The sequence below is a fragment of the Rahnella sp. BIGb0603 genome, assembly GCF_024808755.1.
Taxonomy (GTDB): domain Bacteria; phylum Pseudomonadota; class Gammaproteobacteria; order Enterobacterales; family Enterobacteriaceae; genus Rahnella; species Rahnella contaminans.
The window spans coordinates 78,886-100,436 of record NZ_JANUEX010000007.1 but is presented as its reverse complement, the minus strand read 5'-3'; the positions used below and the strand labels follow the sequence as shown (position 1 = coordinate 100,436).

Genomic DNA, 21,551 nt, shown 5'->3' with positions numbered 1-21,551 from the left:
AAAGTGTTTAAGGAAGCTGATGCACCGGTCGTTCCCCGGTGCATCACTTCCCCTGTTTTACCTGCAGGTCGAGGTTAAAATGTCGCAACGCCCAACCGGAAAAGTCTCGTTCTCGCTGACCAACCCAGCGGTACGTGCCTGGATTTACCAAATTTTCGCGGTGGTGTTGCTGGTAGCCTGTCTGGGTTACCTGCTCCACAACACCATTACCAATCTGACTACACGAGGGATCACCTCGGGATTTGCCTTTCTTGAAAAAGGTGCCGGTTTCGGCATTGTTCAGCATCTTATCGACTACCAGGAAGGCGACACTTACGCCCGCGTTTTTGTTATCGGTCTGCTGAATACCCTGCTGGTTTCCGCACTGTGTATCGTTTTTGCTTCGATTCTCGGGTTCATTATCGGGTTAGGACGTCTTTCCGATAACTGGCTGATCCGTAAAGTGTCGACGGTCTACATCGAGACTTTCCGTAATATTCCCCCGCTGCTGCAAATCTTCTTCTGGTATTTCGCCGTACTGCGTAATCTGCCTGGCCCGCGTCAGAGCCTGAACGCATTTGATCTGGCGTTCGTCAGCAACCGCGGCCTGTATTTGCCGTCACCGGAACTGGCACCCGGCAGCCTGGCGGGCTTTATCGCCCTGCTGCTGGCCATTTTCGGCATCGTCGCGCTGCAACGTTACAACCATTTCCGCCAGATCCACACCGGACGCGTCTGGCATATCTGGCCGTGGGCGATTGTCATGCTGGTTGTCTTTCCGGCGCTGGCGCACCTGATTTTCGGGCCAGCCCTGCACTGGGATATTCCTGCACTGCGCGGTTTTAACTTCCGTGGCGGCATGGTGCTTATTCCGGAACTGGCGGCGTTAACGCTGGCGTTATCGGTCTATACCTCAACGTTTATCGCCGAAGTAATCCGCTCCGGCATTCAGTCTGTTTCGCACGGTCAGCATGAAGCCGCCCGTTCGCTCGGCCTGCCGAATCCGGTCACGCTGCGCCAGGTGATTTTGCCGCAGGCGATGCGGGTGATCATCCCGCCGCTGACCAGCCAGTATCTGAATATCGTGAAAAACTCCTCTCTGGCGGCCGCAATTGGCTATCCGGATATGGTGTCGTTATTCGCCGGTACGGTGCTCAATCAGACCGGTCAGGCGATTGAAACCATTGCCATCACGATGTCGGTTTACCTGATCATCAGTCTGGTGATTTCGTTCCTGATGAATATTTACAACCGGCGTATTGCGCTGGTCGAGCGTTAAGGGAAACCCATGACGATGACAACTCTTCCTCCCGGAGTCAGAGCCGTGAAGCCCGGTACGCCACTGGGAACCGCCGTGCTCTGGGCGCGTAAAAACCTGTTCTCCAGCTGGTTTAACAGCCTGCTGACGCTGTTTTGTTTATGGCTGATGTGGCTGGTGATCCCTCCGCTGCTGAACTGGGTGATTTTCCAGGCCAACTGGGTCGGGACCGCAAGAACGGACTGCACCAAAGCCGGAGCCTGCTGGGTATTTATCCACGCACGTTTCGGGCAATTCATGTACGGGCTGTATCCGTTTGATCAACGCTGGCGCATCAACGTCACGCTGATTGTCGGTCTGCTGACCCTTGCGCCAATCTTCTTTAAAGCCACACCACGCCGGGGACGTTATATCGCCTGCTGGATGGTGTTGTTCCCGATTTTCACCTGGTTCATGCTTTATGGCGGATTCTTTGGCCTGAGCCGCGTCGAAACCCGCCAGTGGGGCGGCCTGACACTGACACTGATCATCGCTGCCGTGGGCATCGCCGGAGCTTTACCGCTGGGAATTATGCTGGCGCTGGCCCGCCGTTCCCGTCTGCCGATCGTGCGCATTCTGTCGGTGATTTTCATCGAATTCTGGCGCGGCGTGCCGCTGATTACCGTGCTCTTCATGTCCTCGGTGATGCTGCCGCTGTTTATGACCGAAGGAACCAATATCGACAAACTGGTGCGCGCACTGGTGGGTGTGGTGCTGTTCCAGTCGGCATATGTCGCGGAAGTGGTGCGCGGCGGTTTGCAGGCGCTGCCGAAAGGCCAGACCGAAGCCGCCGAATCACTGGCACTGGGTTACTGGAAAACGCAGGGTTTAGTCATTCTGCCGCAGGCGCTGAAAATGGTGATACCGGGTCTGGTCAACACCATCATCGCGCTGTTTAAAGACACCAGTCTGGTGATCATCATCGGCCTGTTCGACCTGTTCAGCAGCGTTCAGCAAGCCACCGTCGATCCTGAATGGCTCGGCATGTCGACCGAAGGCTACGTCTTCGCCGCCGCCGTCTATTGGATTTTCTGTTTTAGCATGTCGCGTTATAGCCAGCATCTGGAAAGACGCTTTCACACCGGACGTTCCGCACACTGAGGTAAACCATGAGCGACCATCACGTCACTGAAAAACAAAATATGATGATCACGCTGGAAAACGTGAATAAGTGGTACGGACAGTTCCACGTATTAAAAGACATTAATCTGAGCGTCAAACCGCGTGAACGTATTGTCCTGTGCGGTCCTTCCGGCTCCGGTAAATCAACGACCATTCGTTGCATCAACCATCTGGAAGAGCATCAGCAGGGGCGCATTGTGGTCGACGGCACCGAACTGAATGACGATTTGCGCAATATCGAACGCGTGCGTACCGAAGTCGGCATGGTCTTCCAGCACTTCAACCTGTTCCCGCATCTGACCGTTCTGCAAAACTGCACACTGGCCCCTTGCTGGGTGCGCAAGATGCCGAAGAAAGAAGCCGAAGAACTGGCGATGCATTATCTCAAACGTGTACGTATTGCCGAACATGCCAATAAATTCCCCGGCCAGCTTTCCGGCGGACAACAGCAGCGCGTGGCGATCGCCCGTTCGCTGTGCATGAAACCGAAAATCATGCTGTTTGATGAGCCAACGTCTGCGCTCGATCCGGAAATGGTGAAAGAGGTGCTCGACACCATGATCACGCTGGCCGAAGAAGGCATGACCATGTTGTGCGTTACGCATGAAATGGGCTTTGCCAGAACAGTGGCCGACCGTGTGATTTTTATGGATCGCGGAGAGATTGTGGAAGAAGCGCCGCCGCTGGAATTCTTTGCCAATCCTAAGTCAGCGAGGACGAGGGAGTTCTTATCGCAGGTTATTCATTAAGCTGAGGCCGCAGCTTGACTGGCATCTGAACGGAATGGTGAAGGTTTCGGTTTCTCGATAGCGCTGTTCGCTTAGCGGCTGCCGCCGAAACCGCCCAAAAGGGGAAAGTGCTTTTCCCCTTTTGGATTTCCCCTCGCTTTTTCAACACGCGCTATTGCTCGCTGGCTATGTTTCAGCCACCACAGTGACAGGCTGGAAATCTTGCCGCTGCGCGGTTCCTTCATTTGGGGATGGCAGCCTCAGGTCTGCAACCTCTCATTCAGCAAGCTTTCTGAAACGCCCGCACGTTCTTAGATTCAAAATCAGTGAGGTTGTGAAGTTAACGTTGAGGCCGGTTCCAAAATATCGCCGGAGGAGAGGTGGAAAACCGCGCGTCTTTTTGCGCGGGTTGTAACCCGAACGGAGGGCACCGCGCAGCGGCGGGATTTTGCGGCTGTCGCTGCGGTACCTGAAACATGGCCAGCGAGCGAAGCGCGCAGTTAAAAAAGCGCGGAGTCCAGAGGCCCGCGCGTTACCGGGTCTCTGGTCGGTGTGGGCCGACGCCCACGACCTTGAATTTGAATTTGAATTTGAATTTGAATTTAAAGTTTCAGATCTTTTTCAAAAGATCATCACCACATCACTACCCCGATCACCGGAGCCGTCACCACCGTCACAACCCCCGCCAGCATCATCACCAGACTCGCCACCACGCCTTCTTCGGCTCCTAATTCATAAGCGCGCGCCGTCCCCGCGCCGTGCGACGCCGCACCCAACCCGGCGCCTTTCGCCAGACCGCTTTTCACCGAAAGCCGCAGGAATAACATGTCGCCGACCGCCATACCGAATACGCCGGTGATCACCACAAACAGCGCCACCAGATCCGGCTGCCCGCCCATTTGCTTCGCCGCCGCCAGCGCAAACGGCGTGGTGATGGACCGCACCGCCAGGCTGCGCTGCACTTCTTCCGGCAACGTCAGTATTTTCGCCAGCCAGACCGAACTGCTGACGGCCACCACAATGGCCGTCAGCACGCCCGCACTTAGCGATAACCAGTGACGGCGGATGACTGCCATATTTTCATAGACCGGCACAGCAAACGCGATAGTCGACGGGCCAAGCAGCCACAGCAACCAGTGCGTTTCGCCGATGTAATCCTGATACGACGTGTGCGTCACAACCAGTAACATCACCAGCACGATGGGCGTAAACACCAGCGGCATCAGCAACAACGTGCGGCGCTGGCGGTAGAGTTTTTTGTTGGCGTAATACAGCCCGAGCGTGATCACGAAACATAAAATGCTAATAAGAAGATCAGTCACGCGATGCCTTCCTCGCCGCCAGACGCTGCTCCAGCCGGTACATTTTATCGACAACTAGCGCCGTCGCGCCGAGTGTCAGAATCGTACTGACACCAATCACCAGAAAGATTTTCCAGCCTTCGATCATCAGCAACTGGGCGTAATTCACTACGGCCACCACCGCCGGAACGAAAAACAGCAGCATTTCGGCCAGTAACCAGCGGGAACCGGCTTTCACCCATTTTACCGGCAGAACGCGGAACATAATCAGCAGCAAAAGCATCAGCATACCGACGATATTGGCCGGTAAAGGCAGATGCAGGAAAGTGACAAGACGATCGGCGATAACAAATAACACCGCATACAGCACCACCTGAACGGGGATCTGACAGCGGGTCAGCAGGGACGGCGCTTTCGTGCGCAACGCCAGCAACATGGGAACGACCTCAGAGGACAAAAAAGGGACAAGATTCAGTATACGCTCGCAGGAAACCGGTAAAGAAATGAATTAAAATCATAAAAATAATTCCAATCTGGAATACTTCGTTACTTACCGATCTCAGCGGGGAAGTCAGTGAATGGACGTTCGCACATTACGCTATTTTGTCGAAGTGGTACGCCAGCAGAGCTTCACACGCGCGGCGGAAAAATTATTCGTCACGCAGCCGACCATCAGCAAGATGCTGCGCCATCTGGAAGAAGAGCTGGAATGCACGCTGATCATCCGCGAAGGACGGCGCTTGCGGCTCACCGACAGCGGACAGGCGCTCTACCAGCGCGGGCTGAATATCCTGGAAGAATTCCGCCAGCTCGAAGCCGAACTGGAAGACATTAATACGCTTAAGCTCGGCCATTTGCGGCTGGGGATCCCGCCGATGGTGGGTACTCAAATCGCGCCGCTGATCGGCAGTTTCCGCCAGCAATATCCGGGTATCGAGCTGATCATTTCCGAATTTGGCGGGCTGACCGTTCAGCAGGCGGTCATCTCCGGTGAGCTGGATCTGGCGCTGACCGCACTGCCCGCCGACGCGGTGCCTTCGATCGCTTCATTGCTACTTTTCAGCCATCCGCTGTGCGTGGTGGTTCCGCGCACGCCGCACTGGCTGAACCGGACGCGCATCGCTCTCAGCGAACTGGCAGAAGAAAGCATCCTGATTTACAACGAAGATTTCGCACTATACCGCCAGCTGATGGACGCCTTTTCCGCACACGGTTTTACGCCCAAAATTGCCGCCCGCAGCGGCCAGTGGGATTTTTTAGCCGCCATGGTACAAACCGGCATGGGCGTGGCGATTTTACCGGAACCTGTCTGTCAGCGGCTGGATAAAAACACGTTGCTGTGGCTGCCGCTTGAACCGCTGATGCCGTGGCAACTGGGGCTCATCTGGCATCAGGGAAGTTATCTTTCCCACAGCGCACAGGCGTGGATTGCGCTGTGCCGGGATTACTGGCCGCAGCCCTGAACGCGGTATTTATACTTTTTTTACGGCGGCAACTTTAATCTTTATGTTGCCGATATATCCTTTTTTCTGCGCATAAATTAATCTCAATTTATCGCCGAAAGGTATGCGTGAAAGAAAAATATGAATCCGACATTCAAGCCTTCATTATTAAAACACTCATCTGCTTTATTCAGCTCTCCGGTAATTTCAAAATCAGTGGCCAATGAAAGCCAGCTGACGCTTGAAAATACGACGTCGGGAAATAATAGTATTTTCCGTCAGGAAGCAGAACGTTATTTATCAAACAACCCGAACACGAAACATATTGATATTTATCTTAATGATATCAACGGTTCGTTCAGGGGGAAAAGGATGAATATCACCGCGCTGCTTTCACTGGAAAAGGCGCGTATTTTCCTCAGTCAGTTTACTCAATGGATAAAGAAGGCAAAGTGCAGAGTACGCTGAATGATGATCTGGCTGTGAATGAGCCGGACAGAATATGTTTTCCTGTCGCAGGTACTCTGCGACCGTGCGGCCATCATCCGGCTGAAAATGCACAAATATTACTGACGATGAAAAACGATCAGGGAAATCCCTATTCGCTTGAGCCGCGCGTTATCCTGGAAAACGTGCTGAGTAAATTCCATGAGCATGGTTTATACCCGGTGATTGCACCCGAAATTGAGTTTTATCTCGAAGACGCCCAGAACCGTAACATTCAGAATTCCGGGTGTTTTCATTTGGCGGTTCCGTCAGAACATACTGCGTTTATTGAAGAACTTGAGACGATGGCGACGCGGCAAAACCTGCCTTTATCGGGCATTGTATGTGAGGCAGAAGCCGGTCAGTTTGAATTAAACCTGCAACACTCCGGGCAGGTCGTCGACATTTGCGAGAACGTGCTGGCGCTTCGCCGCTTAACCAGCACCGTCGCCCAAAGGTTTGGATTCAACGCCAATTTTATGGCTAAACCGTATTCGCTGATGTCGGGCAGCGGCCTGCATTTTCATATCAGCCTGAACGACGAACAGGGCAATAATGTTTTTGCCTCCGGCGACAAAAACCTGAATGAAATGATGCGTCTGTGTCTCGCCGGCATGCTTAACCTGATGCCCGCGTCTATGGCGATTCTGGCTCCCAACGTCAATTCATTCAGACGGCTGAGGAAAAACCTCAATGAGCCGCTGTTCAGTTCCTGGGGCTTTAATCAGCGCTCTGCGGCATTACGCATTCCCTGTTCAGGCGAAGCGCATCGCCGCATTGAATACCGTCTGGCGGGGTCGGATGCCAACCCTTATCTGGCGATGGCCACCCTACTGACGGGCATGCTTTACGGGCTGGAAAAAATAGAGGACGACCCGGTTGCCGATCTGACGGCCTGCTCGCCCGTTTTGCCTTTATTCCAGCAGCACGCCCTTGATGAATTCCGGCAATGTCCGTATTTAACCGCGGCGCTGGGCGAGGCATTTTCCCAACAGTGGATCCAAACCAAACTCTCTGAACTGACGTGGTTCGAAAGTATCGTCACTCCGGAGGAAAGCGTATTTTCTTATTAAACCCTTTTTTTATTAAACAATTGACTAATTAATGAAGCCCCTACCGCTCTGTTATTTATTTCGCTGAGGTGATTATGTCCCGGTTGATCATTTTATCTAATCGCTGTGAACCCTATACCGGCAGTTCGGATGACATGTTATTTCATACCCTTTCTGAAATATCCCGACAGCATGCTGCTCTGTGGTTTGGATGGAACGGGAATGTCTCTGCGCGTAAAAGAAAAGAACCTTATCGTCAGATAAAAAGTGAAGGCGTCGGAAAAGTGTCATGGGATTTATCCCCTAACGAATATGATAATTTTTATCAGGGTTATATACACAACGTGCTGTGGCCCGTCTTCCATAACAGACCTGATCTAACGGCCTATAAAAGAGAATATTTCATCACCTGGAAAAACTATAATAATGATGTTAAAAACAGGGTTTCTCCCTTTATAACGCACGATGATGTGATATGGGTTCATGATTATCACTTACTCCCTGTCGCTAAAATGCTCCAGGAAGACAGCCACCGGAATAAGATCGGTTTCTTCTTGCATCAGCCCTTTCCGCCGGGAGATGTATTGCGGTCTGTGCCGGAACACGACTGGCTATTTCAGTCATTGCTGCATTATGACTGCATTGGATTTCAGTCGTCCGGCGATATTAATAACTTTATTTCCTATGCATTACGTCATTACCGCGCCGGACAAATTTCGAAAGACGCGATCAAAGTGAATGGCCGGATTATTAAAGTCTGCGTTTTGCCGTGCGGTATCGATAAGAATACCGAATTTCAAAATCAGCAGGAGATACAGAATGTTCGTCATTATCACCGGCAGATCATTATCAGCAACGACATCGTAAATGAAATAAGCGGCGTAGATTGCCGCCTGAACGCCATGAAAAAGTTTCTGGCGCTCTATCCGCAATACCTTCGCGATGTCAGTTTGCTCCAGATTTCAGATCCTTCCGGCGAATATCCGGCGTCAACGGGCGACATGAGTTCGCGTCTGGAGCGGCTATGCGGAGAAATTAACGGGCAATATGGCGATTTATCGTGGTATCCGGTCAACTACATCCACAATAACCAGTGCTCGAGGGCGATGATTTTTGCGCTCTATAACAAAGCGCGGGTGGCGATGTTTACGCCGCTTTCTGAGGGCATGAGCCTGGGGGCAAAAGAGTTTATTCTTGCGCAGAATAAGGAGGATCCGGGGGTTTTGCTGCTGTCGGAATTTACCGGCGCGGCGGAGATGCTGACGGAAGCGTTAATGATCAATCCGTACGATGCTCACGAGACCAGCGAAGCCCTCCATTCCGCACTCACCATGCCTTTGCATGAAAGAAAGCGCCGGCACAGCCAGTTGCTGAACAAGGTAAATCGCTATGATTGCCACTGGTGGGCGACGGAGTTTCTGGCGTGTTTACGCGCTGAGGCAGAACGCCCGCAGCGCACGGTGTTCAGAACGTCTCACCACGGCACTTACGCCCCGCATAATCTCTATTAAAAAAGGCTTCCCGCAACGTTCGCGGGAAGCCTTTTATGGCAGATTAACGCCGGAAAACCGTTGTTTCAGACTTCTTTTTCGACCAGCAACGCTTCCAGCAAATCGAGGTCGTGCAGCAGTTTTTGCAGCGTTTCATTGCTGATTTTCTGGGTTGCGCGCAGATGATAAAGCTCACCGCGTTCGGCCCGCAGTGCGGTAAGACGGAAGCGACGCTCTAAGTTTTCGAGCTTCAGCGCGGTTTCCATATCATCGCGATTCGCCGTCCGCCGTCGCAGTGTGCCTATCACGCGGGAACTGATTTCCTTCAGCGTCTGTTCATCAATGTTTTCTTCGGTATCCGCCGCCAGACGTTCTTCCATCTTATGCAGGCTTTCGATCGCCACTTCTGCCGCGATGGATTTCGCCATGCGCTCTTCTTCACGATAGGTCGTTCCGTCGGCCACGACCACGCCTTTGAGCAGGAACGGCAAAGCAATCACACCGGCAATCAGGGAGAACAAAATGACGCCCGTCGCCAGGAACACCAGCTGATAACGCGACGGGAAGGCCGAACCGTCCGCGAGGAATAACGGGATTGACAGCACACCGGCCAGCGTAATCGCCCCGCGAACACCGGCAAACGACGCCACCCACAACTCACGCGTGCTGTAGCTGCCAAACAGCAGCGGTTTCTTTTTCAGGAAACGGTTGCTGAAATTCTTCATCACCCACAGCCAGACAAAACGCAGGATCAGCAGCGCAAAATAGATAATCCCGACGTCCGCAAACAGGTGCCAGGTGACGATTGACGGGTCATGCGTGGCCTGATCAATCGAGTTCTCCAGAATGCCCGGCAATTGCAGGCCCAGCATGATGAACACCATGCCGTTGAATACGAATTCCAGCATCGCCCAGACACTGTTCGCGCGCAGGCGCATAGCCAGCGGCGCGTTACGGATAATGCCCGACTGGCTGATGGTCATACCGGCAGCCACGGCGGCCAGAATGCCCGACACGCCGATGTGTTCAGCAATCAGATAAGACGCGAACGGCAGCAGCAACAGGAAAACGATTTGTGTCGCCGGGTCATCGCCGCTCCAGCGGCTCATGATGCGCAGCGATTTACTGTACAGCCACGTCACCGCGACACCCGCCATCAGGCCGCCGATGGCGACTTTGAGGAACTCAACGGTCGCGCCGCCGACGGTGAAAATCATGGTGCCCATCGCCACGGCAATCGCAAATTTGAGGGACACCAGGCCGGACGCGTCATTCATCAGCGCTTCACCTTCCAGCACGCCCATGATCGACTTCGGAATGCGGCCCTTGCCCACAATTCCGCCCAATGCCACGGCATCGGTCGGAGACAGCACCGCCGCCAGCGCAAACGCCGCAACCAGTGGAATATCCGGCACCATCATATAAATCAGATAACCGATACCGACGACGGTGAGCAACACCAGCACCAGTGCCAGCCCGAGAATTTCGCGCCCGTGGTGGAGGAATTCACGGGTCGGAGTTTTCCAGCCATCGGCGAACAGCAACGGCGGGATGAAGAGGACGAGAAATAGTTCCGGATCGAAATCCACATGCAGACCAAAATTCGGCCAGGCCAGCAAAGCACCGACAGCAATCTGCATTAATGGAAGAGGAACCTGAAACGGCAACATTCTGGTGACGACACCGGAGAGCGACACCACCAGAATCAAAATCAGAATGGTAAAGAAGATTTCCATGCTTTCCTTAGACTCTTGTTTTTATGATTTCAATCAGACGGGGTCTGACACATACAGAGGGAATAGTAGATCAAAAGAGGACATGTTTTAAATCGATGCGTGCGGTTACGACGCACTGACGTTTATGACAAGGTCAAAACCTTGGGCTCGCCGCCCAAACTGGCACAAAGGCTTTTAAACGAAACCCTTTGGAATCCTGCGTTTTTAAACTGCGCGCTATCGCTGGGTCGATGGACATGTCTCGGTACATTAGTGTGTGGCGCAAAATATTGCCTCTGCGCGGTTCCTTCTCTCGGTCTTCGAGCCACAGGTCTCGAAGCCGCTCCGTTCAGCAAAATTTTTAATCACGCCATTTCACTCTCTGAAAAGCAGATCGGTTTTGAATTTAAGATTGTGCGGGCGATTCAGAAATCTTGCCGAACGGAGCGGCCTGAAGACCCAGGGCTTCAGGACCGAGAGAGGGAACCGCGCAGCGGCAAGATTTCCAGCCTGTCGCAGCGGTTGCTGAAACATAGCCATCGAGCGACAGCGCGAAGTAAAAAAGCGAGGAGAGTGCAGAGAGGAAAAGCACTTTCCTCTCTGCTCGGTTTCAGCGCGAAAGGCCATGTGATAACCGCACATGAAAAACCGAAACTTTCACCGTCAGAAATGGCCGTCCCGAATGCCCGGCCTGGCATTCAGATCGCCCATCCGCCCGCATAAAACACCACGAGCGCCACAGCGATAACCACCGTTCCGACGTTCAGCTTGCGCCATTCTCCGGAGAAGATACGGCCAATCACCAGCGCGCTGAAGCCCAGCATGATGCCGGTGACGATGTTACAGGTCAGCACGATGAATACCGCGCACAACAGGCCGGACATCGCATCAACGAAGTCGTTGAAATCCAGTTTGGTCACGTTGCTGAGCATCAGCAGGCCGACGTACATCAGCGCTGGCGCGGTCGCGTAAGCCGGAACCAGATAAGATAACGGTGACAGGAACAACATCAGCAGAAAAAGAACTCCGACGACGGTGGCGGTCAGGCCGGTTTTGCCGCCTGCCGCTGTACCCGCTGCCGATTCAATGTAGACCGCTGCCGGTGATGCGCCGACAAGAGAGGCAAAGATGCTGCTTACGGAGTCCGCCGTCAGAGCTTTGCCGCCGCTGATGATCTGGCCGTTTTCGTCGAGCAGGTTTGCCTGCCCGGCAACGGCGCGGATGGTGCCGGTCGCATCAAAGACCGCCGTCATGACCAGCGCCAGAACGCTTGGCAGCACGGCCGCTTTCAGCGCGCCCATGATATCGAGATCGAAAATGACCGATTTGCCGTCTGCGCCCGCCAGGGAAGGCATCGCGAACAGGCCCTGATATTTCACCGCAGGATCGAAAATCAAACCAATCACGGAAATCGCGATGATCACCAGCAGAATGCCGCCGGGAACGCGCAGTTTCTCAAGGCCGAAAATCACCGCCAGGCCGAGCAAGGTCATCACCACCGGGAAAGAGGTAAATGCGCCCAACGCGACCGGTAAACCGTCCAGCGGGTTTTTCACCACCAGGCCGACGCCGTTGGCAGCGATTAACAACAGGAACAGGCCGATACCGATGCCGGTGCCATGCGCAACGCCGGTCGGCAGGTTGCGCAAAATCCACGACCGGATCCCGGTGACCGAGATAATCGTGAACAGCACGCCCATCAGGAATACTGCGCCTAACGCCACGGGCACACTGATGTGCTGGCCGAGCACCAGGCTGAATGCCGTGAACGCCGTCAGTGAAATCGCACAGCCAATCGCCAGCGGCAGATTCGCCCACAAGCCCATCAGCAGCGAGCCAAAACCGGCAACCAGACAGGTCGCGACAAACACCGCGCTCGGCGAAAATCCGGCTTTACCCAGCATGGACGGCACTACAATCACCGAATAAACCATCGCCAGAAACGTCGTTAAACCGGCGATCACTTCCTGACGGACGTTGCTGCCACGCGCACTGATTTTGAAAAATGCATCAAACGGGCCTTTTGGCGCAACAGCGCTGCCCGTCTGAGGGTGTTGACTCGACATGGAAAATCCTCTGAATGTCTTTACTGATTAGCCGGCGTGGTCATTATGAAATCGTTTCTGCACGTTCGCTTCCTTACCCGTAGCCTGAAACCGCCGAAATCAGCGTCAGATCTACAAGGCAAACGTTTAACTCACATCGCGTATGGCGGGTCTGAAAAATTAAGCAAACGATTATCCGGCCTTTAAACCCCACATTTCAACTACGATCGACGACAATTTACCGTTGTTCGGTCAATAAAAACGCGGTTGTGATGTAAATTCAGCCGGCTGGCGATTTGCTGTGCGGTATCGGTTGCGCATCAATTTTTTTCCGCGATGAACGGCAAAAGCAAAACGGACAAGAACAGGATGATTTCACGGGCTGATGATATTGCGCTCATGACGACAATCACGGCACGCACGAGCGCAACAAAATACCCCGGACTTAACGCAATATCGTGAAAGGTCCGCCGTTTTCCAGCGCCTTCTGATAAGCCGGACGCGCGGTCACATTCGATAACCATGCATTTAAGTGTGGGTATTGTCCGAGTCCGGCGCGGGCATTTATAGCTTCTATCGGGAAACTCATCTGAATATCCGCCGCGCTGAACTGATACCCGGCGAAATAAGGATGGGTGGCGAGATGTTTCTCCAGATAATCCATATGGGTATAAATTTGTTTATCCAGATAATTTTTCTGCACACCCTGTCCGATTGCGCCCGCCAGCGGACGGATAAGCCACGGCATCGGCGGTTTGCCTAAGCGGCTGAAAATCAGTTTCATCACCAGCAACGGCATCAGGGAACCTTCCGCATAATGCATCCAGTAGCGGTATTGCTGACGTTCAGCGAAGGCCGACGGTTTAAGCGTGCTGCCTTCATCATAAACTTCCTGCAAGTATTCAATGATGGCGCCGGACTCCGCAAGGATCAGCCCGTTGTCTTCCAGCACCGGTGACTTGCCCAGAGGATGCACTTTTTTCAGCGCAGCAGGCGCCAGCATCGACTTTTTATCCCGTTGATAATGCTGAATTTCATACGGGACACTCAATTCCTCAAGCATCCATAAGATTCGCTGCGAACGTGAATTATCCAAATGATGCACTGTGATCATAAATACCTTCCGCTCTGTTTCATTTAATTATTTGTTAACTATAGACAAGGCCTGAATAGCCGGAACATATTCATTTAAAAACCATGATGTTTATCGGGTTTATTAGCCGCAGATTAAGCCGGAAATTATTTTTATTTGATTAAAATCACTTACGGATTAATCTTAATTACACGAAAAAAATTATCGTAACTTCATTCGCCTTTAATAAATCTTAATGCCATTATCGCCGAATCTAAAATAGACCCCCTGCCTGTGTGGAGCCTTACATGTTTTCCAGTAATTACAACAATGTGCTTGTAATGTTTTCGTTCATTGTTGCAATGCTTGCCTCTTATACCGCGCTTGATATGGCGGGCCGGGTTGCCACGACAGAGGGAAAGGCTTCCCGTCTCTGGTTGAGCGGGGGCGCCATTGCGATGGGCATCGGTATCTGGTCCATGCATTTTATCGGCATGCTGGCCTTTAATTCGGCCATGCCAATGGGTTACGACCCGGTTATTACGCTGCTTTCCATGGTCATCGCCATTATCTCTTCCGTCTTTGCGCTGTGGCTGGTTTGCCTGCCGAATTTACCGACCGGGCGTTTACTGGCCGGGGCATTGCTGATGGGCGGCGGAATTTCCGCCATGCATTACACCGGGATGGCCGCGATGCTGATGATGCCACCCATTGTTTACGATTACTGGTGGGTTGCGCTGTCCGTGGTTGTGGCGATTGTCGCCTCGGGCGCGGCGCTGTGGATGGCGTTTCATCTTCGTCAGCAATCCCCGAATGTCCGGCTGTTGCGCATCAGCGCGGCGGTGATCATGGGCACGGCGATTGTCGGCATGCATTACATCGGCATGGCGGCGGCGCAATTTCCGATGGACAGCCACAGTATGGCAGCGTTCAGTGGCGTAGATAACAACTGGCTGGCGCTGCTGGTGATCGTGGTAACGCTGGCGATTCTGGCGATCACGCTTATTATTTCGATTCTCGACGGCCGTATGCAGGCGCGCACCTCCATTCTGGCGTCGTCGCTGGCACAGGCAAACCGCGAACTGACGCAGCTGGCGCTGCACGACAATCTCACGCGGCTGCCAAACCGTTTGCTGCTGGAAGACCGTCTCAGCCAGGCATTTCAGAAAGCATCACGCGGTGAATCTCAGTTTGCCGTGCTTTTTCTCGATCTCGACGGTTTTAAAGCGGTCAATGACGCGTTCGGCCACCATATCGGCGACCAGTTGCTGATCTCGGTGACGGAACGCCTGCAATCTCAGCTGCGCGCGACGGATACGCTGGCGCGTCTGGGTGGCGATGAATTTATCCTGCTGGTGGAAATCACCGAACCGGGTGACGCTTCTCAGCTGGCCGACCGGCTGGTGCATCTGATTGCGCGTCCGTTTTACGTTTCCCGCTATGAATTGCTGGTGTCGGCCAGTGTCGGTATTGCGGTGTATCCGGGCGACGGCGAAAACGAGCGCGAGCTGATGCTCAATGCCGATGCGGCGATGTACCACACCAAGAATTCAGGCCGTAACGGGCATAGTTTCTTCCAGCCGTCGATGAACGCTAATGCGCAAAATCAGTTACAGATGCTCAATGATTTGCGTCTGGCGATTGAACACCACGAACTGCGCTTACATTATCAGCCGAAATTTATTGCGCCTTACGGGCCGGTTTGCGGGTTTGAAGCACTGCTGCGCTGGGAACGCAACGGCACCACGCTGAGCCCGGATGTTTTCCTGCCACTGGCGGAAAAAACCGGTCTGATCATTCCGATTGGCGAATGGGTGCTTAACGAAGCGTGCCGCCAGCTGCGTGAATGGCATCTTGCCGGACACACCCACTGGACCGTTGCCGTAAACCTCTCCACTTTGCAGTTTGAGCAGGCCAATCTGGTGGAAATGGTGATTGATACCGTTGAGCGTCATCAGATCCCGCCGGAAATGCTGACGCTGGAAGTCACCGAAACGACGGCGATGCGCAACCCGGATGTCAGCGTAGAAATCCTCGAACGCCTGACGAAGTACGGCGTCAAAGCGTCGATTGATGATTTCGGTACCGGCTATTCCAGCTTGCTGTATCTCAAACGTCTTCCCGCCAGCGAGCTGAAAATCGACGGCGCGTTTATTAACGATCTGATTGCCGGAAGTGAAGATGCCAGCATTGTTTCGGCGATTATTGCGCTGGGCCAGACGCTGAATCTTAAGGTCGTGGCCGAAGGCGTGGAAACCACCCAGCAGCAGGATTTCCTGACGCAACTGGGTTGTGACACGTTGCAGGGCTATCTGCTGGGGCGTCCGATGACACCACAACAGATTGCCCAGCATCCCGATTCTGACTGGGAACCCCGGCTGAACATCATCGATAAAGTCTGATGGTGTTCTGCCCTGACGTTCAGCCCTGAAGCGCCGCCGTGCGGAAATAACGCACGGCATTGCGCAACTCGATGCTCTGTTCCGTCAGGGATTGCGCGGCGGCAGCGGCCTGTTCAACCAGCGCCGCATTCTGCTGCGTGACCTGATCCATTTGGTCGACCGCAATTCCCACTTCATGAATGCCGGTGTGCTGCTCCGAACTCGCGGTCGAAATTTCACTGACGATACCGGCAACTTTATTCACCGAGCTGACAATTTCCTGCATCGCTTTACTCGCGCGATCTGCCTGCTGCGACCCCTCGGCGATTTTGCTGACCGTCCCCTGGATCAGGTCTTTTATTTCTTTCGCCGCCTGCCCGCTTTTTTGCGCCAGCACGCGCACTTCGCTGGCGACCACGGCAAACCCTTTCCCCTGCGTTCCGGCACGGGCGGCTTCAACGGCAGCATTCAGCGCCAGCAAGTTGGTCTGAAACGCGATGCCCTCAATCACGCTGATAATGTTGATAATCTCGCGGGAACTGCCGGAAACATCGCGCATATGCGCCTGCATGCCGGTCACAATCGCGCCGCCCTGAGAAGCCGTTTTCGAGGTTTCATGCGCCAGCGCGCTGGCTTCGCGGGCATTTTCGGCGTTCTGGCTGACGGTCGTCGTCAGGTTTTGCATGTTTGAACTGGTCTGCACCAGCGACGCCGCCTGTTCTTCCGTGCGCTGCGACAAATCAGTATTGCCCTGCTCGATTTCACTCGCCGCGTGACTGATGGATTCGCTGCCTTCCATAATCTGATTAATGGTTTTATTGAGCTGCTGATTCATGCCTTCCAGCGAGGCCAGCAGGCTGCCGGTATCGCCCGGTTTCAACTCAATTTTCGCCGCCAGATTTCCGGCGGCGATTTCACGCATGATCGACGCCGCATACGCCGGTTCGCCGCCCAGTTGTTTCACCAGATTACGCGCCAGCAGTAACGCCATCGCCAGCGAAACCAGGAAAGCAAATCCCACCAGCGCCAGGAACATCATGCTGGCATTGTGATAACTGTTGCGGGCCTGCGCGGCGGCCTTTTCGCTGTTCGCCAGCTCGTCGCTGACCAGCGTCGCCAGATCAGCCATCAGCTGCGTGCGGTATTTACGTGAGTTATCGCCGCTGATTTGCGTCGCCTGCGCAATATCGTTGCGCTCAACGGCAGCAATGACGGCGTCGTTCGCCAGCGAGAACTGCGCAAAGTTATTCATGATTTGCGTAAACAGCGCAGATTTACTGCCGCCGCTGTCCAGCTTCTGATAGGCGTTTTCGGCTTCTTTAAACGTCGCCACGGCCTGCATGATTTCACTCCGGTGGCCGTCGCGCGGCGCACCTTGCGGTGAGGCAATGTACTGCACCTGTTGCAGGCGCAGTTCGGCCAGCGTGCCGCGCATTACCAGCGGATACTGAACGCCGGGAAGCCGGTAGGCGCGGTAACTTTCAATTTGCTGATTGCTGCTGTTGAGCAGCCAGGCGGACATCGCCGCGAGGATCAGCATCAGACCCAGTACGAGAGCGAACGCACCCAGTAAACGCGTCAGGACAGAGAGATTGGTTATTTTTTTCATTCGGACACTTCGTTAATTCAGTGACTTGAAACTCTGATAACGGCAAGCGAAGGGATAACTTTAGGATAAATGAAACTATATTTCAGTTTGTTAAACACTGACTTTCAAAATGTAATTCGCGGGTTACCGGACGAATTTTTCGTGTTACCCGCAGGGGCTGAAAACTTGATGTGGCAGGCATTTTTGGCGTTACGCTCATTTATGCGGAGAATAACGCCAGAAGGTTATTTCGGGGAGAAATCCGGCCATAACGGCTGAACCACGGACAGCAGGTTTGCCGTTCCGGCGGCCACGGACATGTGGCGGTAATTATCGGTGCCGTCCGGCAACTGAGTGAAATTCACCCTAGTTTCCAGCCCGGCTTCCTGACATATCACCGCGCCGCCGGCGATGTCCCACAGCGTGGTGCGGCGTTGCAGATGCCCGTCGATAATTCCTTTGGCGGCAAACACCATGCCGACGGTGGTGCAGCGGTAACAATGCACCGACCATTCTGCCGCGCGCAGCCCCTGATAAAACGATGACGCCTCATCCAGTTTGTCATCCGAACTGTCGCCCAGCGACACGATCTGGACATCGCCAAAACGGTCGTCACGGCGGAAAGGTTTGCCGTTATGGAAAATGCCCTGTCCGGATCCTGCGGCAAAAAGTTCGTTCAGCACCGGCAACGCAACCACGCCGATCACCGGTTTTTTCCGTTCGACCAGCCCGAGCGAAACGCCCCACAGCGGCGAACCGCGCAGGAAATTCGACGTACCGTCGATTGGATCAATCACCCAGCAGGACGCATCAGTCAGCACGCCGCCCAGCTCTTCGCCGATAATCGCGTCCTGCGGAAAATGCTGCGCCAGCTGCGCGCGGATAAACTGCTCTACCGCCACGTCGGCTTCTGAAACAAAATCCTGCGTTCGTTTACTGCTGACTTCGATACTGTCCCGGCGGTTGAAAAAACCCAGCGCCAGTTCTGCCGCCTGAGCCGTAATCTGGCTGGCTAACGCCAGTTTTGCGGACATCGTAGTGTGAGTCATCATAAATCCTGATTTTTCAGTCTGAAGAAAAAATACACGGTCATAGAATGCACCGGAATTGATGAATAAAAAATGACAACCTGCCGCTTGCCAAAACAGCGTAAAACCTTCTATATCTGTGTGCTTAACTTTTCAGCGTGATGCCGGAGAAAACCATGCCAGACGCCGCCCATTGGATCCCCTTCTTACTGATTTGTGTTGGCCTGGTGTTAACGCCCGGCCCGAACATGATTTACCTGATTTCGCGCTCGCTGTGTCAGGGCCCGAAAGCCGGGCTGATTTCCCTTGGCGGCGTGGTGCTGGGTTTTCTGTTTTATATGCTGTTTGCGGCACTCGGCATTACCGCGCTGCTCATGGCGGTGCCGTTTGCCTATGACGCCCTGCGGATCGGCGGTGCGGCGTATTTGCTGTATATGGCGTGGCAGGCAGTGAAACCCGGCGGGCGCTCGCCGTTTCAGGTCAAAGATTTGCCGCGCGACAGCAACAGAAAGCTGTTTACCATGGGGCTGGTGACCAATTTACTGAATCCGAAAGCCGCGGTGTTGTACCTGACCTTATTGCCGCAATTTATCGTTCCAGAGCAAGGCCACGTCCTCACACAATCTCTGGTGCTGGGCATCACGCAAATCATCGTCAGCTTTACCTTCAATGCCCTGATCGCACTCTCAGCGGGATATATTGCCCTGTTTCTGGCCGGTCGCCCGTTGTGGATGGTGCTTCAGCGCTGGTTTATGGGCGCGGTGCTGGGCGGACTGGCGGTGCGTATGCTGCTCGAAGGACGTAAATAGCGCCATAAAACAGATAAAGCCGTTTCTGAAAGCGGCTTTGTCTGTGGTCATATTCAGTCCTTTATTAACGCTATATAATCCTCTGCACAACGAAAACAGAGGAATTCCTTCGTGCGCGCATTTTCATCCAAATTACTGCCATCCGCTTTGCTGCTCGGCCTTGTCCTGAGCTTCTCGCCACAATCCGCTCTGGCCTCACGCCAGATCACCGATCAGCTCGGGCGTCAGGTAACCCTTCCCGATCAGGTTGACCGCGTGGTTGTGCTGCAACACCAGACGCTCAATCTTCTGGTTCAGCTTGATGCGACCAAAGATATCGTCGGCGTGCTCAACAACTGGCAACAGCAGCTGGGCAGTGGTTATGTGCGTCTCGCGCCATCTCTGGCAAAAACGCCGGTGGTGGGCGATTTAACCAGCGTGAATCTGGAAAGCGTGGTTGCCCTGCATCCGCAGGTGGTATTCGTCACCAACTATGCGCCGCAGGAAATGATCGACCAGATCAGCCAGACCGGCATCGCAGTCGTCGTCGTTTCTTTACGTGATGATCCGAAAGGTGAGGAACATAAGATGAATCCGGTGCTACCGGATGAAGATCAGGAGTATACCGAAGGTTTGAAGAAAGGGATCCAGCTGATCGGGGAAGTGGTCAACCGCCAGAAACAGGCGCAGTCATTGATCGACTATACTTTTGCTCAGCGCCAGTTAACCAGCACGCGCCTGAAAAACGTTCCGGCTGACCAGCGCATTCGCACTTATATGGCCAATCCTGACCTGACCACCTACGGTTCCGGCAAATATACCGGGCTGATGATGTCCCATGCCGGCGCGCTCAACGTGGCCGCCGCGACCGTGAAAGGCTACAAACAGGTTTCACTTGAGCAGGTGATCGCCTGGAATCCGCAGGTGATCTTCGTGCAGGACAGGTATCCGGAAGTCGTCGGTCAGATCAACCATGATCCGAAATGGCAGAGCATTGATGCGGTCAAAAATCACCGCGTTTATCTGATGCCGGAATACGCCAAAGCCTGGGGCTACCCGATGCCTGAAGCGCTGGCGATTGGTGAATTGTGGATGGCGAAAAAACTGTATCCGCAAAAATTCGCCGACATCGATATGCAAAAACAGGCTGACGCCTATTATCAGCGCTTCTACCGGACAGATTTCAAACCTGCCGCAGAAGCGACGCACGCGGGGAAATAACCTCATCCCGGTGCCGTACTTTTTTGGGGTAATGTGACAAGGAGTTCTGATGACAAACTCGATCAAAGTGCTGGCCGCAGGTAGCCTGCGCCGCGCATGGGCACCGCTGTGTGAGGCTTTTCAGGATAAAACCGGCGGCAAAGTGGTGACCGAATTCGGCCCCGCCGGGCTGCTGCGCGAAAGAATTGAACAGGGCGAAAAAGTCGATTTATTCGCCTCGGCCAACACCGCGCATCCGCTGGCGTTGCAGCAACATGGCAAGGCGCTGGAAGTGGACGTTTTCTGCGGAAACAGCCTGTGCGTGACGGCGCGCAAAGGGCCGGAGCTGGAAAAACTGAACTGGCTGAATGTGTTGCTCGACTCGCGTTTTCGTCTGGCGACCTCCACGCCGCAAAGCGATCCTTCCGGCGATTACACCTGGCAGATGTTTGAGCTGATTGAGCGGCGTCATCCGGGCGCGGGCGAGGCTTTGCGTAATAAAGCGCTGCGGCTGGTCGGTGGCGCGAAATCGGCCAAAGTTGCGGAAGGCAAACTGGCGGCAGAATGGCTGATTTGCAGCGGACAAGCCGATGTGTTTATCGGCTATACCAGTTATGCCACGCTGTTGCGGGAAAATGATGCGCTGGAAGTGTTCAACGTACCGGCCGATTATAACGTGCGGGCGCGCTATGCACTCGCGACGTGTACAGAAAAGGGCAAACCGCTGGCAGAATTTATTCTTTCAGAAACCGGCCAGCACATTTTGCAGAATGCCGGTTTTTGCGGAAAACATTCGGTGATGCAGGAATAATCAAAAATACCCAAATAATTCGAGTT

17 protein-coding genes and 1 pseudogene are annotated in these 21,551 nt (G+C 53.9%); 11 read left to right on the top strand and 7 right to left on the bottom strand.

Annotated features, from left to right (window positions below):
- Positions 1-79 precede the first annotated feature (79 nt).
- From M2403_RS18555 to M2403_RS18545, 3 genes are read left to right on the top strand one after another with little or no spacing between them, the layout of a single operon-like run.
- Positions 80-1,258 (top strand): amino acid ABC transporter permease, encoded by a 1,179-nt coding sequence (locus M2403_RS18555; RefSeq protein WP_152327379.1) that lies wholly within the window; start codon positions 80-82, stop codon positions 1,256-1,258.
- Positions 1,259-1,267: 9 nt separating this feature from the next.
- The gene (locus M2403_RS18550; RefSeq protein WP_193333197.1) at positions 1,268-2,377 is read left to right on the top strand and encodes an amino acid ABC transporter permease; all 1,110 of its coding nucleotides are present in this window, start codon (positions 1,268-1,270) and stop codon (positions 2,375-2,377) included.
- Between the two features lie 8 nt (positions 2,378-2,385).
- Positions 2,386-3,147 (top strand): amino acid ABC transporter ATP-binding protein, encoded by a 762-nt coding sequence (locus M2403_RS18545; protein WP_152327380.1) that lies wholly within the window; start codon positions 2,386-2,388, stop codon positions 3,145-3,147.
- Between the two features lie 611 nt (positions 3,148-3,758).
- On the opposite strand, the gene M2403_RS18540 is transcribed toward M2403_RS18545, so the two are convergent.
- The gene (locus tag M2403_RS18540) at positions 3,759-4,448 is read right to left on the bottom strand and encodes an LrgB family protein (RefSeq protein WP_165061308.1); all 690 of its coding nucleotides are present in this window, start codon (positions 4,446-4,448) and stop codon (positions 3,759-3,761) included.
- Positions 4,441-4,863, bottom strand: coding sequence for a CidA/LrgA family protein (locus M2403_RS18535; RefSeq protein ID WP_152327382.1), 423 nt, complete (start codon positions 4,861-4,863; stop codon positions 4,441-4,443). The genes M2403_RS18540 and M2403_RS18535 overlap by 8 nt, the downstream gene beginning before the upstream one ends.
- 142 nt (positions 4,864-5,005) lie before the next feature.
- Here M2403_RS18535 and M2403_RS18530 point away from each other — a divergent pair, with 142 nt between their 5' ends.
- The 3 genes and pseudogenes from M2403_RS18530 to M2403_RS18520 all read left to right on the top strand — a co-directional run bounded on the left by M2403_RS18530 (position 5,006) and on the right by M2403_RS18520 (position 8,918).
- The gene (locus M2403_RS18530) at positions 5,006-5,890 is read left to right on the top strand and encodes a LysR family transcriptional regulator (protein ID WP_152327383.1); all 885 of its coding nucleotides are present in this window, start codon (positions 5,006-5,008) and stop codon (positions 5,888-5,890) included.
- Between the two features lie 120 nt (positions 5,891-6,010).
- Positions 6,011-7,428 (top strand): annotated as a pseudogene (locus tag M2403_RS18525) (glutamine synthetase family protein).
- Between the two features lie 74 nt (positions 7,429-7,502).
- Positions 7,503-8,918 carry a trehalose-6-phosphate synthase gene (locus M2403_RS18520; protein WP_310503645.1) on the top strand — a complete coding sequence of 472 codons (1,416 nt, stop codon included), beginning with the start codon at positions 7,503-7,505 and terminating at the stop codon, positions 8,916-8,918.
- A 65-nt stretch (positions 8,919-8,983) separates the two neighbouring features.
- Here M2403_RS18520 and M2403_RS18515 read toward each other — a convergent pair whose 3' ends face one another.
- A complete protein-coding gene (locus tag M2403_RS18515) occupies positions 8,984-10,633 on the bottom strand; it encodes a Na+/H+ antiporter (RefSeq protein ID WP_152327388.1) in 1,650 nt (549 codons plus the stop codon).
- Between the two features lie 141 nt (positions 10,634-10,774).
- On the opposite strand from M2403_RS18515, the gene M2403_RS18510 reads away from it, so the two are divergent.
- A complete protein-coding gene (locus M2403_RS18510) occupies positions 10,775-11,335 on the top strand; it encodes a hypothetical protein (RefSeq protein ID WP_259230467.1) in 561 nt (186 codons plus the stop codon).
- Here M2403_RS18510 and M2403_RS18505 read toward each other — a convergent pair.
- A complete protein-coding gene (locus M2403_RS18505) occupies positions 11,311-12,678 on the bottom strand; it encodes an NCS2 family permease (RefSeq protein ID WP_165061302.1) in 1,368 nt (455 codons plus the stop codon). The two genes, M2403_RS18510 and M2403_RS18505, sit on opposite strands and share 25 nt — an antisense overlap.
- A 424-nt stretch (positions 12,679-13,102) precedes the next feature.
- Entirely contained in the window at positions 13,103-13,771 is a 669-nt protein-coding gene (locus M2403_RS18500) for a glutathione S-transferase family protein (RefSeq protein ID WP_152327391.1), read from the bottom strand.
- 266 nt (positions 13,772-14,037) lie between these two features.
- Here M2403_RS18500 and M2403_RS18495 point away from each other — a divergent pair, with 266 nt between their 5' ends.
- Positions 14,038-16,131, top strand: a complete 2,094-nt coding sequence (locus tag M2403_RS18495) for a bifunctional diguanylate cyclase/phosphodiesterase (protein ID WP_217154228.1) — start codon at positions 14,038-14,040, stop codon at positions 16,129-16,131.
- Positions 16,132-16,150: 19 nt separating this feature from the next.
- Here M2403_RS18495 and M2403_RS18490 read toward each other — a convergent pair whose 3' ends face one another.
- Positions 16,151-17,719, bottom strand: coding sequence for a methyl-accepting chemotaxis protein (locus tag M2403_RS18490; protein ID WP_208950193.1), 1,569 nt, complete (start codon positions 17,717-17,719; stop codon positions 16,151-16,153).
- Positions 17,720-17,943: 224 nt separating this feature from the next.
- A complete protein-coding gene (locus tag M2403_RS18485; RefSeq protein ID WP_254303175.1) occupies positions 17,944-18,750 on the bottom strand; it encodes an inositol monophosphatase family protein in 807 nt (268 codons plus the stop codon).
- A 152-nt stretch (positions 18,751-18,902) separates the two neighbouring features.
- Between M2403_RS18485 and M2403_RS18480 the strand changes: the two genes are divergently transcribed.
- From M2403_RS18480 to modA, 3 genes are all read left to right on the top strand, one after another.
- On the top strand, positions 18,903-19,535 hold the full coding sequence (locus M2403_RS18480; protein WP_152327394.1) for a LysE family translocator: 633 nt from the start codon (positions 18,903-18,905) through the stop codon (positions 19,533-19,535).
- 111 nt (positions 19,536-19,646) lie between these two features.
- Positions 19,647-20,735: an ABC transporter substrate-binding protein gene (locus M2403_RS18475; RefSeq protein WP_259230463.1), complete on the top strand. Its 1,089-nt coding sequence runs from the start codon at positions 19,647-19,649 to the stop codon at positions 20,733-20,735.
- 49 nt (positions 20,736-20,784) lie between these two features.
- On the top strand, positions 20,785-21,525 hold the full coding sequence (gene modA / locus M2403_RS18470; protein WP_259230462.1) for a molybdate ABC transporter substrate-binding protein: 741 nt from the start codon (positions 20,785-20,787) through the stop codon (positions 21,523-21,525).
- Positions 21,526-21,551: the final 26 nt, after the last annotated feature.